General features: G+C 63.1%; 11 protein-coding genes. 4 read left to right on the forward strand and 7 right to left on the reverse strand.

Features of this window, described 5'->3' with window-relative positions; genetic code table 11:
- Positions 1 to 114 precede the first annotated feature (114 nt).
- The 4 genes from ACSBOB_RS15930 to ACSBOB_RS15945 form a co-directional block, all read right to left on the reverse strand.
- On the reverse strand, positions 115 to 897 hold the full coding sequence (locus ACSBOB_RS15930) for a formyl transferase (RefSeq protein WP_442583354.1): 783 nt from the start codon (positions 895 to 897) through the stop codon (positions 115 to 117).
- Positions 885 to 1,544, reverse strand: a complete 660-nt coding sequence (locus tag ACSBOB_RS15935) for an exopolysaccharide biosynthesis protein (RefSeq protein WP_442583355.1) — start codon at positions 1,542 to 1,544, stop codon at positions 885 to 887. The genes ACSBOB_RS15930 and ACSBOB_RS15935 overlap by 13 nt, the downstream gene beginning before the upstream one ends.
- A gap of 137 nt (positions 1,545 to 1,681) precedes the next feature.
- Positions 1,682 to 2,263 (reverse strand): DUF4893 domain-containing protein, encoded by a 582-nt coding sequence (locus ACSBOB_RS15940; RefSeq protein WP_442583356.1) that lies wholly within the window; start codon positions 2,261 to 2,263, stop codon positions 1,682 to 1,684.
- A gap of 232 nt (positions 2,264 to 2,495) precedes the next feature.
- Positions 2,496 to 3,116 (reverse strand): DUF1638 domain-containing protein, encoded by a 621-nt coding sequence (locus ACSBOB_RS15945; protein ID WP_442583357.1) that lies wholly within the window; start codon positions 3,114 to 3,116, stop codon positions 2,496 to 2,498.
- A 57-nt stretch (positions 3,117 to 3,173) separates the two neighbouring features.
- On the opposite strand from ACSBOB_RS15945, the gene ACSBOB_RS15950 reads away from it, so the two are divergent.
- Entirely contained in the window at positions 3,174 to 3,311 is a 138-nt protein-coding gene (locus tag ACSBOB_RS15950) for an EncA/B family entericidin (protein WP_442583358.1), read from the forward strand.
- A gap of 219 nt (positions 3,312 to 3,530) precedes the next feature.
- Here the strand turns inward: ACSBOB_RS15950 and ACSBOB_RS15955 are convergent, their stop codons facing one another.
- On the reverse strand, positions 3,531 to 5,642 hold the full coding sequence (locus tag ACSBOB_RS15955) for a beta strand repeat-containing protein (protein ID WP_442583359.1): 2,112 nt from the start codon (positions 5,640 to 5,642) through the stop codon (positions 3,531 to 3,533).
- A gap of 491 nt (positions 5,643 to 6,133) precedes the next feature.
- Here ACSBOB_RS15955 and ACSBOB_RS15960 point away from each other — a divergent pair, with 491 nt between their 5' ends.
- On the forward strand, positions 6,134 to 7,315 hold the full coding sequence (locus ACSBOB_RS15960) for an alpha/beta fold hydrolase (RefSeq protein WP_442583360.1): 1,182 nt from the start codon (positions 6,134 to 6,136) through the stop codon (positions 7,313 to 7,315).
- A 30-nt stretch (positions 7,316 to 7,345) separates the two neighbouring features.
- Here the strand turns inward: ACSBOB_RS15960 and ACSBOB_RS15965 are convergent, their stop codons facing one another.
- Entirely contained in the window at positions 7,346 to 9,424 is a 2,079-nt protein-coding gene (locus ACSBOB_RS15965) for a hypothetical protein (RefSeq protein WP_442583361.1), read from the reverse strand.
- Positions 9,425 to 9,804: 380 nt separating this feature from the next.
- Positions 9,805 to 10,500, reverse strand: a complete 696-nt coding sequence (locus tag ACSBOB_RS15970) for a corrinoid protein (RefSeq protein WP_442583362.1) — start codon at positions 10,498 to 10,500, stop codon at positions 9,805 to 9,807.
- Between the two features lie 388 nt (positions 10,501 to 10,888).
- Here ACSBOB_RS15970 and ACSBOB_RS15975 point away from each other — a divergent pair, with 388 nt between their 5' ends.
- Together ACSBOB_RS15975 and ACSBOB_RS15980 are read left to right on the forward strand one after the other, a co-directional pair.
- Positions 10,889 to 12,463 carry a serine hydrolase domain-containing protein gene (locus ACSBOB_RS15975; RefSeq protein WP_442583363.1) on the forward strand — a complete coding sequence of 525 codons (1,575 nt, stop codon included), beginning with the start codon at positions 10,889 to 10,891 and terminating at the stop codon, positions 12,461 to 12,463.
- A 174-nt stretch (positions 12,464 to 12,637) separates the two neighbouring features.
- Complete coding sequence (locus ACSBOB_RS15980; protein WP_442583364.1) at positions 12,638 to 14,212, forward strand: trimethylamine methyltransferase family protein; 1,575 nt, start codon at positions 12,638 to 12,640, stop codon at positions 14,210 to 14,212.
- Positions 14,213 to 14,217 lie beyond the last annotated feature (5 nt).

Here is a 14,217-nt window from a genome sequence, read left to right on the forward strand (position 1 = left end):
TGGAGCATTGCCGGAACGCGGGGAATCCCGCTCCTCATCAGACGACGCGCGGGCCTTCAAAAGCGACAGGGGGCTGTGTCGCAAATCGGCAATATCGAAATGCAGCCGCGAAACCTACCAGACGCCGCGCGAAAATCCGGTCCAGAGATAGAACCACAGTGTCGGATGATACCATTGTCTCGACGGCAGGTCGGTGCCGACCGGCGTCAGCCTGCCGGCCAACGCGTCCTCAACGGCGCGGGCACAGATGTCTCGCGAAAAGGCGGCCTGGGTCAGCGCGTAGGTGGCGATGGTGTCGCCTTTGGAGGGTTTTCCACGTGCCTGGTGCAGCACCGCGCCGGTGTCGACGCCGGTGTCGACCAGATGCACGGTCGTACCGAAGTTTCCAGCGTCGCCGCTGGCCAGCGCCCAATAGCCGCCGTTCATGCCGCGGTATTTCGGCGTGATGCCGGCGTGGTAGTTCAGCACGGGGCAGGCGATCGCGGCCAATGTCTCGCGGTTCAACAGCCGGCAACCGGCGAGGAAGACCACTTCCGGGCCGATCTTTTGCAAAGCTGCGAGGAATTCCGGGCTGTTGGCTGAAGGAACCGCGATGATCCGTTCGGGCGGCGGCGAGGTCGTGTCGAGGCCGCTTTCGGCCGTCAGGCTGGCCAGACGGCGGGCGTAAAGCACCTTCGAGGTGCGGATGATCAGCATCGTGCCGATCTGCCCGGCCACCGAAATCCAGCCCTGGCGGCGAGCACGGCGCTTCAGCAGAGCCCATTTCGATTCCGGCTGCTCAAGGATGACGGTCGGCGGGCCGAACCGCGCGGCGATGGCGTTGACGATGCCCCAGACGTGGCGGCCGCCCTCGGTGACCACGACGATGCGGCGCGGCGCCCCTTTCAGAATATCCATAGGAACATGGCCTGGATGGCGGCGACAGCCGTGCCGAAGACGAGGGCGACGACGCCGAGCGACGCGGCAGCCACCGCGCTGCCGACGGCAAAAAGAATGCCGTCGCGCTCGGACAGCGAAAGGCCGAGCAGCGCCACGGAGAAGGCTGGCAGCCAGTTGCCGAGCGGGATCGGCAAGGTGACGATGATGGCCAGCACCAGCGACATGATGCCGACGATCCGGTCGCCGCGCTTGCGCCAGAACGGCCAGTAGCGCGGCCTGATGAACCTTTCCAGCCGCACCAGCCGAGGGACCACCCGGTCCATGATCAAGCGGAACTGCTCGGCTGAGATCGACTTTTCCGCAATGAATTTCGGCAGCCAGGCGCGCTTGCTGCCATAGGTCAACTGGGCGGCGACCACCAGCAGCGGCAGGCCGAGGATGGCCGAGGAGGGCGGCGGCAGTGGTATGAGGTTGAAGACGGCGAAGATGACGAGCAGCGCTGCAAAGCTGCGGTCACCGAGTGCGTCCAAAATGCTGGCGATGGTGACGCGATCCTTGGCGTCGGAGGCGAGGCGCGCGAAAACCTGCGACAGCCGGCGCGGCTTGCGCCGCAACGGCGCGCCGCCAGCCCGGCCGGCCTCCAAACCATCCGTCTCCGCTCTCATGCCGCCCTTACCAACGCCCGCAAGCCCCTGCGCAAGCAGTATATTCTGTTCATGGATGGGTTAAGCCTTGATGACGGCAGGATGTTCCCACGGCGAATGTGCGGCCAAAGCGTTTGCCGCACCACCGAGCGAAATCGCTATCGCTTGAACTCGAGTATATCGAGCTTGGATTCGTAATAAGGCGCGGGGAATTCTATGCGCCATTCCTTCGGTCCGGTGCGAAAGGCGTAACCGGCCTGGTCGGTGTCGGGGCCGTTGCCATAAGGTTTGATGCGTTCACCTGCGATGAAGCCGGAACCCAGATAAATCAATCGCTTATCGCCGTCGTCGAAGAAACGGCCGGCGGTGCGCTGCGAGCCGGTGAGTTTTTCCAGCATCCAGCCGGCGCCGTTGTCGGTGACGCGGCACTTGAACCAGCCGTAGACGACCAGCTCGGCAAGGCCGCCGGCCTTGATGGTGCGGCATTGCCAGTTGCCGGTCATGTCGAAATCCTGGAACGAAATCATGCGCTTGGCGAGGATCGCGTCGAGCACGGCGACATCCGCCGGTTCCCCTTTCCGTGCCTCGGCGAGCGCAGTCACGCGGGTCGGGCCATAGTCGTCCAGCCGCTTCTGGTCGGCTTTTGTGATCAGATTGACGATCTCGCCGGTGGCCAGCGCGGGCAGGGCGCACAGCAGGGCGAGCGCGGTGGCGGCAGCGAGGGAAGGCAGGGTTCTCATCGTCTTTTCCATATCTTTTCAATGTGTTGTGCAAATGGCAGCGATGCGCCCGATCGCAAAGGGGCAGCCACGGGGATTCGCCGTGAAGTCCGGAAGAATCAATTACTTCAACATGTTGACCTTCCGGTTTCGGATTTTTTGCACGCCGGGCTTCACGCAAGCGCCATTTTTGCCGCGCCTGACGTGCCCTCGGGGGCAATTGGCTTGACCGACCCTGCCGTTCGCCTGCTTTTCACGCGACGCGCGACAGGACGGGAACGAGGTCGCCATAGCCGGTGAAGCGGCGCTCGTAGGCGAGGCCGAGCAGCCTTGCCGCATCCTCCGCGACCTTGTCCAGCGCCGGGTCGTCGGTCTGGGCGAGATAGACGACTTTTTCGTAGTTGCCGAAAAAATCCTTGATCAGTTCCGGGTGGCGGTCGAGGCCGAGCGGCTTCATGAAGAAACTGTCGAAGTGACGGCAGAGGAAGTCGGTCATGTAGAAGGAAAGCATGTCGCGGTCGCCTTGCGCGTCGAACGCCGTAGCGCCCTGGTAGAACGCAAAACAGTGTGGCCCGGCCATGCGCTCGACGCCGTGGCTCTCGATCACCCGGTCGAGCATGCCGCCGGTGCCGCAGTCTCCGTAGCCGACGAAAATGTGGCGGTAGCCTTCGGCCTTCGCCTTGGCGATCGCCTTGTCCATCTCCGGTGCGATGCGGTCCGGGCGGAAATGGTATTCGGCCGGCAGGCAGGTGAGGTCGAGGTGTTCGAGCGCGCTTTGCGCCTTCACCGCCAGCACTTCGCGCGCCAGCATGCCGCAGGCGATCACCAGCACCCGCCCGTCCCGGTCAGCATTGTGGTTCTGCGCGGCATCCATGGAACTTGTCTGCGTTTCGATAGTTGAATGTAGCACTTGTCAACGGAGGGAACTACCATGACATCGACCCGCATCGCTTCACTCGCCGTCCTGCTGGCTTGTGCGCTGGCCGTTTCCGCCTGCGCCAACACTGTGCGCGGCGTCGGTAAGGACGTCAAAGGCACCGTCAACGCCGTCGAGGATACGGTCGAGTGACCCCTTTCGAGTCAACGCGACAAAAAAGGTCCAAAAACGCGGCTTTCTTCATGTCGAAGTCTGCTGGCTGAAACGACGGATCGACGACCGGCCGCCAGCGGCCGGTTTTTGAAGCATGTCGCCTCCAGCGCCCGCGTCGAAGACGAGAATGTCGTCTCAGGAACCGTTCGCGAGCGGGCGAGGCACGAGAACGAGCCTTGCGCGCCTTCGCCTAGCACCCTATGCCACGGAAAAATCCGCGTTGGTGAGCGCCAGGTTGGTGCCGATCAGGGCGAACTGGATGCCGGCGATGGCACCGGTGCCGTCCTCGTCATAGAAGACCTTTCCCGTATCGGTCTCATAGACGATGCGGTCGTCGCCGTCCTGGGCGAGACCCGTAAGGTTTGCCCGGAACGCCTCGCCTGAAATCGTACCCGGCGTCAGTGCCGTAAAGATCGCGTCGGACAGCAGGAAGCGGTCGTCGGCGACGTTGAAGTCGACAATGGTGTCGATGTTATCGGCTCCCAGCGCTGTGGCGAAGGTAAAACTGTCGGCGCCGGCAAAGCCTCGCAGCGTGTCCGCGCCGCCCTTGCCTTCCAGACGGTTGTCGCCGGCGTTCCCGAGAATCTCTTGGGCGACTTCGTTTCCGGTGAGATCGATGTCCGATGTGCCGGTTGAACCGTTGGTGGTGAACAGTTCGATGAAAACGCCCTTGCCGAGCACGTAGTCGACGGCCGCCGTCACCCGGTCCGCGGTTCCCTGCGAGGAACTCTCGACGATGACGTCGCCGGCGTTGAAAACCCGGTAGTTGTCATTGCCGCCGAGACCTCTCAGCGTGTCGGCCGCACCCTTGCCTCCGTCGTTCAGTGTGTTGACGCCGGCATTGCCGACGATTTCCTGGGTGAGTTCGTTGCCCGTCAGGTCGATGGCGACCGTCGCCGATGAACTGTTGGTGGTGAGAAGCTCCACCTCGGCGCCCTTGGTCAGCACGTAGCTCGCGGTGATGATGACCCTGTCCGCCAAGCCCGCGCCCAGTTCCTCGTTGACGATGTCGCCGGCCTCGCCGACGCGGAAGACATCGTCGCCGCCTCCGCCGGTCATGGAGTCGTTGCCGGCCTTGCCGTCGATCGTGTCGTTCTGGCTCGACCCGGTAAGCGCGTCCTGCAGGGCGGAACCGTTGATGGTTATGGAATCGGCGCCGTTGGTGAAGAAGCTGAAGGTGAGATTGCTGAGATTGGCCGCCTGGCCGACGGCGTTGACGATGATCTGGTCCACGCCAGCCGAGCCCGAGATCGCGGTGATCGCCGCGCCACCGATCTGGTCGCTTTCGAAAGTCGCGGTTGAGTTTCCGCTGATGAAATCGAGGCCCTCGACGCCGCTGATGGCGAGCGGGCTGAAATCGATGGCGCCGGTGTTGAAGAGACTGAGGTTGTCGATGCCCAATCCTGCGTCGACGATCTCGCCGGCGACGGCTTCCGCGCCGGCAAAGTAGCGGAAATTGTCGGCGCCCTTGTTGCCGATCAATGTGTCCAGGCCACCGCCGCCGGTGATCAGGTCCGACGAGGCGCCGGTGCCCTTGATCGTGTCGTTCTGGGACGAACCGAACAGCACGTTGGACGAGATGCTGGTGCCTTCGATGCTGATCGCGTTGTCGGCGTCCCAGTTGACGAAGGTCGTCACTCCGCGCAGATCGACGTCGCTGCCGCGCACCCTGAGCGTAACGGTCTCGCCCGCGTCGGCGGCAAGCTGCGTGAAGCCGCCGGTGCCGATCTGCTTGCCGTTCACGATCGTGGTCTGGCCATTCGAAATCAGGCTGAGCCTTTCCACGTTCGAGAAGGCGACGAGGGTGAGGTCGTCATTGATGCCGTTCGAGGTGACCTCGTCGAAGCCGCCGAAATTATGGCTGCCGCCGTCCACCTTCGTGCCGGCGGCAAAGCTGTTGCCAGTCATCTGGATCTTGTCGTTGCCGTTGCCGGCGCTGATCACATCGATGCCGTTCGTAAGCCCATTGCTCGTCGCGATGTTGTCGCGCTGGGCGCTTCCTGTGATCGTGTCGCTGCCGGTGGAGCCGAAGAGCTGCGTCTCGTCGGTGCCGCCCCAGTTCGTGAATTTCCAGCCTGCCGCAGAGAAGGTCGTTGCGGCGGCGAAGTCGACACGTACCCGGTTCTGGTTGGCGTCGCCGATGAGTTCCATGGTATTGGAGATCAGGCCGGCGCCGAACTGCGCCGGCGCGAAGATTGCCGTGGAAGTGGCGGGGCCTGGCGTCAGGAAAAGGATCTTGTCGATGTTGATTTCCGCCGGTCCGCCGCGGAAGTCGGTATTGCCATTATTGGTGATCGTAAGCGTGGCCATGATAACCTCTCAAGCAATCGCGCGGAGGCGCGCCTGCGCCGGTCCGGCTGTTTGGGTTGATGCCCCAGGAAAATTCCTTCGAATGTGCCGATTGTCTTTGCCGGGTCGTCCCGGCTGTTCGTGGCCTGTCGCCTCTCCGGGTGACATTTCCAGCTTGCGGTGTCGGTCGGCCGCCTGATCGACGCAGAGGGCCGGCGCAATATCCCGCGGCGGGATTTGAACCTCCGACAGCAGTTCTAGTCCAATGAAGGTGAAGGCTTGTGGACTTGGCAAATGTAGCCGGCGCCGAGGCGTCCCGGCGGGGATTTGCATCCGCTCATGCTGGCGCGAAGTCATCATGGTCCCGCGGCGAAATGCCGAGCCTGAAGAACGGCGTATTTCCGTAGGGGAAAGTATGCAAATGTCTTTCGCGTGTCCTTGAGACATGCTTGATTTTCCCTTGAGGATTCCTTCATATTGCGTGCCGGCTTGCAGCCGGGGCGGGGGCCGGCTTGCAGTACGCTTTCGGCGACTATCTGCTCGACATCGAGCGCATCGAGCTCAGCAAGGCGGGCGTGCCCGTCGCGGTGGAGCCACAGGTCTTCGAGGTCCTCGCCTATCTCGTGCGTAACCAGGATAGGGTGGTCGGCAACGATGAACTGCTCGATGCCGTCTGGAAGAGGCGTGCAATATCGCCGTCGGCGCTGACCAGCCGCATCAACGCGGCTCGCCATGCCATTGGCGACACTGGAGCCGGGCAGCATCTGATCAAGACCGTGCCCCGTCGCGGCTACCGCTTCACGGGCAGCGCCACGGCTGTCACAACCCATCCAGCGCCTTCCGCTGGCGCCGCATCGATGCGCCAGGAAGTGCTTTACTGCACTTCCGGTAATGCGGTGCGCATCGCCTATGCCAAGGTCGGCATCGGCCCGCCGCTCGTCAAGACGGGCAACTGGCTGAACCATCTCGAATATGACTGGGAAAGCCCGGTGTGGAGCCATCTGCTGAGATGGCTTGCCACCGGCCGCCAGCTCATCCGCTACGATGCGCGCGGCAACGGACTGTCGGACTGGGACGTGCAGGACCTTTCCTTCGACGCCTTCGTGCGCGATCTCGAAAGCGTGGTGGATGCCGCGGCGCTCGATCGGTTTGCGCTGTTCGGCGCATCCCAGGGGTGTGCCTTCTCCATCGCCTATGCGGTCAGGCACCCCAAGCGGGTCAGCAAGCTCGTGCTCTACGGTGGGTTCGCGCGGGGGAGGCGGGTGCGCGGGACGCCGGTCGACGTCGAGCAAGCGGAGGCGTTGACCACACTGATGCGCACCGGCTGGGGCCAGCAGAACCCGGCGTTCCGCCAAGTGTTTACGTCGCTGTTCATACCCGGCGCCACCATGGAGCAGATGGACTGGTTCAACGAATTGCAGCGCAAGACCACCTCGCCGGAAAATGCCGTGCGGATCAGGCTGGTCTCGGACTACATGAACGTCGTCGACCTCCTGCCGCTGGTAACGGTGCCGACGCTCGTCCTGCATTGCCATGACGACGCGGTGCAGCCCTTCGAGGAGGGGCGCTTCCTGGCCGCCAACATTCCCGGCGCCCGGCTGGTGGGCCTCGAGGGACGAAACCATCTCATCCTGGCGACCGACCCCGGCTGGCTGAAATTCCAGGAGGAGATCGGGGCGTTCCTCGCCTCGTGAGCGGCGCGCCGCGCTGCCATGGCGGAGGCTTCACGCCACGGAAAAATCCGTATTGGTGAGCGCCAGGCCGGTGTCGATGGTGGCGAATTCGATTCCGGCGGCACCGCCGCCGGTGCCGTCCGCGTCGTAGTAGACTTCTCCCGTATCGGTCTCGTAGATGATGCGGTCGCTGCCGTCCTCGGCCAAACCCGTGGCGTTGGAGCGGAAGGCCGCGGCTGCAAGCGTGCCGACAGCGAGCGCCGTGAAGATCGCGTCCGAAAGCAGGAAACGATCGTCCACCACGACGAAGTCGATAATGGTGTCGACATTGGCCGCGCCGATGGTCGATGCAAAGACGAAGCTGTCTTTCCCGTCGAATCCGCGCAGTGTGTCGCTGCCGCCCTTGCCCTCCAGCCGGTTGTCGCCGTCATTGCCGAGGATTTCCTGGGCGATCTCGTTGCCGGTAAGGTCGATGTCCGAGGTGCCGGTCGAGCCGTTGGTTGTGAACAGTTCGACGAAGACGCCCTTGCCGAGTTTGTAGCCGACGGCGGCCATCACCCGGTCCTCCGTCCCTTGCGTCGAATTTTCGATGATGGTGTCGTCGGCATTGAACACTCGGTAGGTGTCGTCGCCGCCAAGGCCTCGCAGCGTGTCGGCAGCGCCGACGCCGCCGTCATGCAGCGTGTTTTCACCGGCGTTTCCGGCGACCTCCTGTGCGAAGGTGTTGCCGGTGAGATCGATGGCCGTGACCGCCCCCGAACTGTTGGTGGTGATGAGCTCGACCGAGGCGCCGCCGTTCAGCGCGTAGCTCACGGTGGCGATCACCCGGTCGTCGCCTTTGCCGGCAACCTCGTCGATGACGTCGCCGGCTTGGCCGACGCGGAAGACGTCGTCGCCGGCGCCGCCGGACATCGTGTCGTTGCCGCCTTTGCCGTCGATCGTGTCGTTCTCGGCGGTGCCGATGATGATCTCGCCGGCATTGGTGCCGTTGACCTTGATGATATCCGTACCGTTTGCCCAGTTTGAAAAAGCAAGTTTGGACAGGTCGAAAAGACCGGCGCCGGTTCGGTCGATAGTCAGCGTGTCCACTGAACCGCCGCCGGTGACCTTGTCGAAATCGATAATCGCTTCTGAACCGAAACGAGCGCTGCTAACGCCGGACTGATAGGTCAGTTGCTCGACGTCGTTGAAGGCGGTCTCGAAGAAGTCGATCGAGCCTGTGTTGACGAGTTGCACGGTGTCGGTGCCGGCGACGCCGATCACGGCTTCCTCTTCGCCTTTCACAAGGTCGCTGCCCGACCGGTAGACGAATTTGTCGGCGCCGTCGTTGCCGAACAACAGGTCGGTGCCGCCGCCGCCCTCCAGCGTGTCGCCTGCGGAGCCGCCGTTGATGGTGTCGTCCTGATCCGATCCGACGAGGGTGTTGGCGACGAAGATTTCTCCTTCTATCAAGATGGTCTGGTCGTCGCGGCCCCAGGTCAGGAAACTGACCTCGCTCAGGTCGGTATCGGAACCCTCAACAATCACGACGTTCTGCTCGGACTTGGTACCGATGACCTGGTTGATCGCATCTGCGCCAAACTGGTTGTCATTGAAGGTGGCGGTGATGATCTGCGCGAACTGGACCTGCTCGACATCGACGATCGTGGTCCCGGTGAAATCGTAGTCGGCGACCTGCGTGAGCAGCAGTCCGTCGGTGCCGTCGCCACCGTCGAAGATCGAGCCTGCGACCGCTCCGAACGGAAGCCGCAGGACATCGTTGCCGCCATAAGCGAAAAGCTTGTCGATGCCGCCGCCATTGTTGAGCCCGCCGATCTGGTCCCTGCCATCGGTTCCGTGGATCTCGTCGTTGCCGACGGTCCCGAAAATCTGTACCTGGTCGAGTCCGGTCCAGTTGGTCAGCGTCCAGTCCAGGGCGGAAAAGATGCCGGCCGCGGACATGTCGACCCGCAGGAAATTGGTGTCGGCGCCGCCGGTCAGCTCGACGGTTTCCGATATTTGTCCAGCGCCGAACTGGGCACTGTCGAAGTTCGCGGAAATAGATCCGGCATCGCCATAAATGATCGCGTCGATGTCGACGAGATCGTCCATCGTGAAGTCGGTCGTGACGTCTACGTTGAGAACAGGCATGTTTCCTCCTCGAAATGAAAGATCATTTCAGTGCGAAGATGTATGCCCCGTCTTGGAAAGTTGGACGCGAACCGCCCGAGAATGCCGGGTTCCGACTTAACGGCCCGACAAGGCTTGCAGGCCATTTTTGACGGCCCAAGCTTGTTCCAGATGTCTGTAGGATACGCCTATACTTCCTGGAAATCCAGTCTCGGCCAGAATAACCGCAGGGCGAGGGGGGTTGGAATAACTGGACAGATCAAGGCGAAGTGTCCACCTCGATCTCAATCGCCTCCGGCACGAAGCCTGTCGCGCGGGTCGGCGGGACGGAAGTGCCAGGAAAAACGGCGGCCAAAAAGCCGCCGTTGCCGTGCCTATCGTGACGGAGCTTGCCGAAAAACTCAGGCGGCGCGGATGTTGTGCTTGCGCTTCATGAAGTCCTTGGCGGTCTCGACGGCCACCGCCGCGTCGCGGCAATAGGCGTCGGCGCCGACGGCCTTGCCGAACTCCTCGTTGAGCGGCGCGCCGCCGACGAGAACGACATAGTCGTCGCGGATGCCTTTTTCCTTCATCGTGTCGATGACGACCTTCATGTAGGGCATGGTGGTGGTGAGCAAGGCGGACATGCCCAAAATGTCGGGCTGGTGCTCCTCGATCGCCGCCAGGTATTTCTCGACCGCATTGTTGATGCCGAGGTCGATGACGTCGAAGCCGGCGCCCTCCATCATCATGCCGACGAGGTTCTTGCCGATGTCGTGGATGTCGCCCTTGACCGTGCCGATGACCATCTTGCCCTGCTTGGGGGCGCCGGTGGCGGCGAGCAGCGGGCGCAGGATGAACATGCCGGCCTTCATGGCGTTGGCCGACAGCAGCACCTCGGGGACGAACAGGATGCCGTCGCGAAAATCCTCGCCGACGATGCGCATGCCTTCGACCAGCGCCTCGGTCAGCACCTTGTAGGGCACCCAGCCGCGCTCGAGCAGGATGTTGGTGCCTTCCTCGATCTCTTCCTTGAGGCCGTCATAGAGATCGTCGTGCATCTGTTGCACGAGTTCGTCGTCGGAAAGCTCGGACAGGATGATCTCGTCGTCGGACATCTTTTTCCTCGGGTTTGTGATCGCGGGTGCCTGTGCCGCAGCAACGCCGATTTCTATCTCGCAAGCGTTACAAATCCTTAGCTGATTTGCGACGCCCTGCAAAACGAAAGCGACTGGGACGCGGGGCGGCAAGCATGTAATCGCGCTTGAAGGAGCAGCGGCATCTGACAAGCAGGCGGAGCCCTGCGAGACAGCCGCGCGGATTGGAATCGTAAACGCCTTTTCGGCCTGAAATTACATTTCGATAACCGTTACCGGACTTGCCGGGCGGGAATGCGGATGGCGTCTTGTCAGGACGCCGCATTGGCGAGAGGGTCATGCCGTTGCGAGGCCAACGGCAACGGCGTCCGGCCGCGACCGCGGGGCGGGCGTGGCAGAGGGATAAATCATGATTTTCGGGAATGCCTTCATCCGCAGGCAAGTCTTCGGTCGCGGTCAAGCGGTCTGGTTGTTCGCCGCCGTGGCCGTCTGCACTTTGGGGGCGGCACAAACCGCCCGCGCCGACCAGGACATGGAGATCCGAATCCGGAATCTGGGGCCGGCGCTCGACGCCTATGTCCAGAAAGGCATGAAGGATTTCGACAATCCGGGTCTCGCCATCGGCATCGTCACCAGCGACAAGCTCTACTTCAGCAAGGGTTATGGCCTGCGCAAGAAGGGAGGCGAACCGGTCGACACCAGGACCGTCTTCCAGATCGGCTCGACGACAAAGGCCTTCCTCGCCACCACCATGGCAATCGCCGCCGACCGCGATAAACTCGCCTGGGACGCGCGTATCGTCGATCTCGATGACGATTTCGAGATGAAGGATCCCTGGGTGACGCGCGAATTCCGCGTCTCCGACCTGCTCGCCCAGCATTCCAGCATGCCGCCCTCGGCCAACGATCTGATGGGCATGCTGGGCGTCGACCAGGCGGGCATGGTGCGCGCCATGCGTTTCGTCGAGCCGGTGTCGAGTTTCAGGTCGGCCTTCGCCTATACGAATGTGACGCACATGCTGGCGCAGCGCATCGTCGCCCGGCAGTTCGGAGCACCCGACTGGGATACGGTGGTGCGGACAGAAATTTTCGAGCCGCTCGGCATGCAGAACTCTTCCTTCACCGCGGAAGCGATCCAGGCGGCGCCCAACCACACGGAAGGCTACCGCTGGACGCCGCACGGGACGGTGGAGGTGCCGTTCACGCCGATCTTCCCCTACGGGTTCGGGGCAGCCGGCGCAATCAACTCGACCGTCGAGGATCTCGGCCCATGGGTGCGCCTGCATCTTGCAAACGGTAAATTCGAGGGCAAGGAAATCGTCTCGGCGAAAAACCTTGCCGTCACCAAGACGCCGCGCACCGGCATCAACGAAGCGCTGACCTATGCGATGGGCTGGGTGATCCAGAGCACGCCCAACGGGCGGATCGTCTGGCACAATGGCGGCACCACCGCCTATGGCGCCTTCATCGGCATGGCGCCCGACAAGGACGTCGGCGTCATCGTGCTCACCAACGAGACCAATGTCGGGTTCCCCGACGCGATCGGCGAGTGGGCGCTCGACCGGCTGCTGGGCAATCCGGAAATCGACCATGTCGCGGAAAAGCTGAAGGCGGCCAACGCGGCCTTCGCGCAGGGCGAGAAGGCGGGAGCCCCGCCGGCGGTGAGGCAGCCGGCGACGGTGCTGGCACCGCTCACCGGCGACTATGCCAACGACAGTCTTGGACAGGCCAAGGTGAGCGGGGACGGGGCAGGGCTGTCGGTCGAGATTCTGGCCACCGGCGCGAAGCTGAAGCTCGCGGACCAGGGCGGGCAGGCCTTTGCCGTGACACTCGTGCCGGAAGGGCGGTTTCAGGATATCGCCGCAAACCTCGGCCCGGAGCCGATCGGCATTGCGCAGTTCGAGGTCGACCAGAGCGGCGGGATCGGCGGGTTCACGTTTATTTCGGGGGATAACGGGCAGAAATATCCGTTCATGCGGCGGTAAGCGCGAGCGCCGTCCGCCGAGGAGTGGGCAACGCTCTCCGCCAAGCCGTCTGCACCCGTGTCTATTTTGCGACAGGGCTTGGCGCTGCCGGGCCGTTTTGCCATAGGTCCTCGACTACGATCTGGCGAAAGGCTGCGCCGGAAGCGGCTGGAACAGATTCAGGGAAGAGCGATCATGAGCGAGCACGCGCCAGTCGATCAGGAAGCGTCGAACGCGCGGCGGGGCAGGGGCGCCAGCGGCGGTGCGGCGGCGAGGCGCGCGGCGCGCTCCGGCGGCGGACCTAGCCCGCAGTTGACCTACATCAAGCGTAAAATCCCTCTCTACGAGGTGCTGGGCGAGGAAGGCATCTCGCTGATCGAGGCCAATGCCGACACGGTGCTAGAAGAGATCGGCATCATTTTTCGCGACGATCCCGAAGCACTCGAGATGTGGAAGGAGGCCGGCGCCGACGTCAGGGGCGAGCGGGTGCATTTCCCGAAGGGATTGCCGCGCTCGTTGCTGAAGACCGCGCCGTCGCTCTATACCCAGCATGCGCGCAACCCGGCGCGTAGCGTCGAGATCGGTGGCAAGGGCACGGTGTTCGCTCCGGTCTACGGACCGCCCTTCGTGCGCGACCTCGACGGTGCCAGGCGCTATGCGACGATCGAGGATTTCCGCAATTTCGTGAAGCTGGCCTATATGGCGCCGTCGATCCACCATTCGGGCGGCACAGTATGCGAGCCGGTCGATGTGCCGGTGAACAAGCGCCACCTCGACATGATCTATTCGCACATCAAATATTCCGACAAGCCGTTCATGGGCTCGGTGACCGCGCCGGAGCGGGCCGAGGACACAGTGGCGATGGCAAAGATCGTGTTCGGCGACGATTTCGTCGAGAACAACACGGTGCTGACCAGCCTGATCAACGCCAACTCACCGATGGTGTTCGATGAGACGATGCTTGGCGCGCTGAAGGTCTATGCGCGCCATAACCAGGCCTGCATCGTCACGCCGTTCATCCTGGCCGGTGCGATGAGCCCGGTGACAGTGGCCGGCACGCTGACGCAGGTGCTGGCCGAGGTGCTGGCGGGTGCTGCGCTGACGCAACTGGTGCGCCCCGGCGCGCCGGTGCTGTTCGGTACGTTCGCCTCCTCGATCTCGATGCAGTCGGGCGCGCCGACCTTCGGCACGCCGGAACCGTCGCTAGTGTCCTATGGTGCTGCGCAACTGGCGCGGCGGCTCGGCCTGCCGTTCCGCACAGGCGGGTCGCTCTGCGCCTCGAAAATCCCCGATGCGCAGGCGGCGTATGAGAGCGCCAACACGCTGAACTCGACGATTCTCGCCGGCACCAACTTCGTGCTGCACGCGGCAGGCTGGCTCGAGGGCGGGCTCTCCTCCTGCTACGAAAAATTCATGATGGACATCGACCAGCTCGGCATGCAGCAGAAATTCGCCGAGGGCGTCGACCTGTCGGAGAACGGCCAGGCGATGGACGCCATCCGTCAGGTCGGGCCGGGCAGCCACTATCTCGGCTGCGACCACACGCAGGCGAATTTCCAGACCGCCTTCTACCGCTCATCGATCGCCGACAACAATTCCTACGAGCAGTGGCTGGCGGAAGGCGAGAAGAACGCTTCGCAGCGCGCCAACGAACTGGCGCGGCGCTGGCTGGAAAGCTACGAGGCGCCGTATCTCGACCCGGCGATCGACGAGGCGCTGACCGCTTTCATCACCCAGAAGAAGAACTCGATGCCCGACGCCTTCACGTGAAGGGA

Origin of the sequence: Mesorhizobium sp. KACC 23794 (assembly GCF_052180275.1) — a bacterium.
GTDB lineage: Bacteria > Pseudomonadota > Alphaproteobacteria > Rhizobiales > Rhizobiaceae > Kumtagia.

Excerpts from the sequence above, each read along its gene's own strand:
- ACSBOB_RS15975 (WP_442583363.1), top strand. The coding sequence starts at position 10,889 with ATGATTTTCGGGAATGCCTTCATCCGCAGGCAAGTCTTCGGTCGCGGT.
- ACSBOB_RS15950 (WP_442583358.1), top strand. The coding sequence starts at position 3,174 with ATGACATCGACCCGCATCGCTTCACTCGCCGTCCTGCTGGCTTGTGCG.
- ACSBOB_RS15935 (WP_442583355.1), bottom strand. The coding sequence starts at position 1,544 with ATGAGAGCGGAGACGGATGGTTTGGAGGCCGGCCGGGCTGGCGGCGCG.
- ACSBOB_RS15955 (WP_442583359.1), bottom strand. The coding sequence starts at position 5,642 with ATGGCCACGCTTACGATCACCAATAATGGCAATACCGACTTCCGCGGC.
- ACSBOB_RS15970 (WP_442583362.1), bottom strand. The coding sequence starts at position 10,500 with ATGTCCGACGACGAGATCATCCTGTCCGAGCTTTCCGACGACGAACTC.
- ACSBOB_RS15940 (WP_442583356.1), bottom strand. The coding sequence starts at position 2,263 with ATGAGAACCCTGCCTTCCCTCGCTGCCGCCACCGCGCTCGCCCTGCTG.
- ACSBOB_RS15945 (WP_442583357.1), bottom strand. The coding sequence starts at position 3,116 with ATGGATGCCGCGCAGAACCACAATGCTGACCGGGACGGGCGGGTGCTG.
- ACSBOB_RS15965 (WP_442583361.1), bottom strand. The coding sequence starts at position 9,424 with ATGCCTGTTCTCAACGTAGACGTCACGACCGACTTCACGATGGACGAT.
- ACSBOB_RS15930 (WP_442583354.1), bottom strand. The coding sequence starts at position 897 with ATGGATATTCTGAAAGGGGCGCCGCGCCGCATCGTCGTGGTCACCGAG.
- ACSBOB_RS15980 (WP_442583364.1), top strand. The coding sequence starts at position 12,638 with ATGAGCGAGCACGCGCCAGTCGATCAGGAAGCGTCGAACGCGCGGCGG.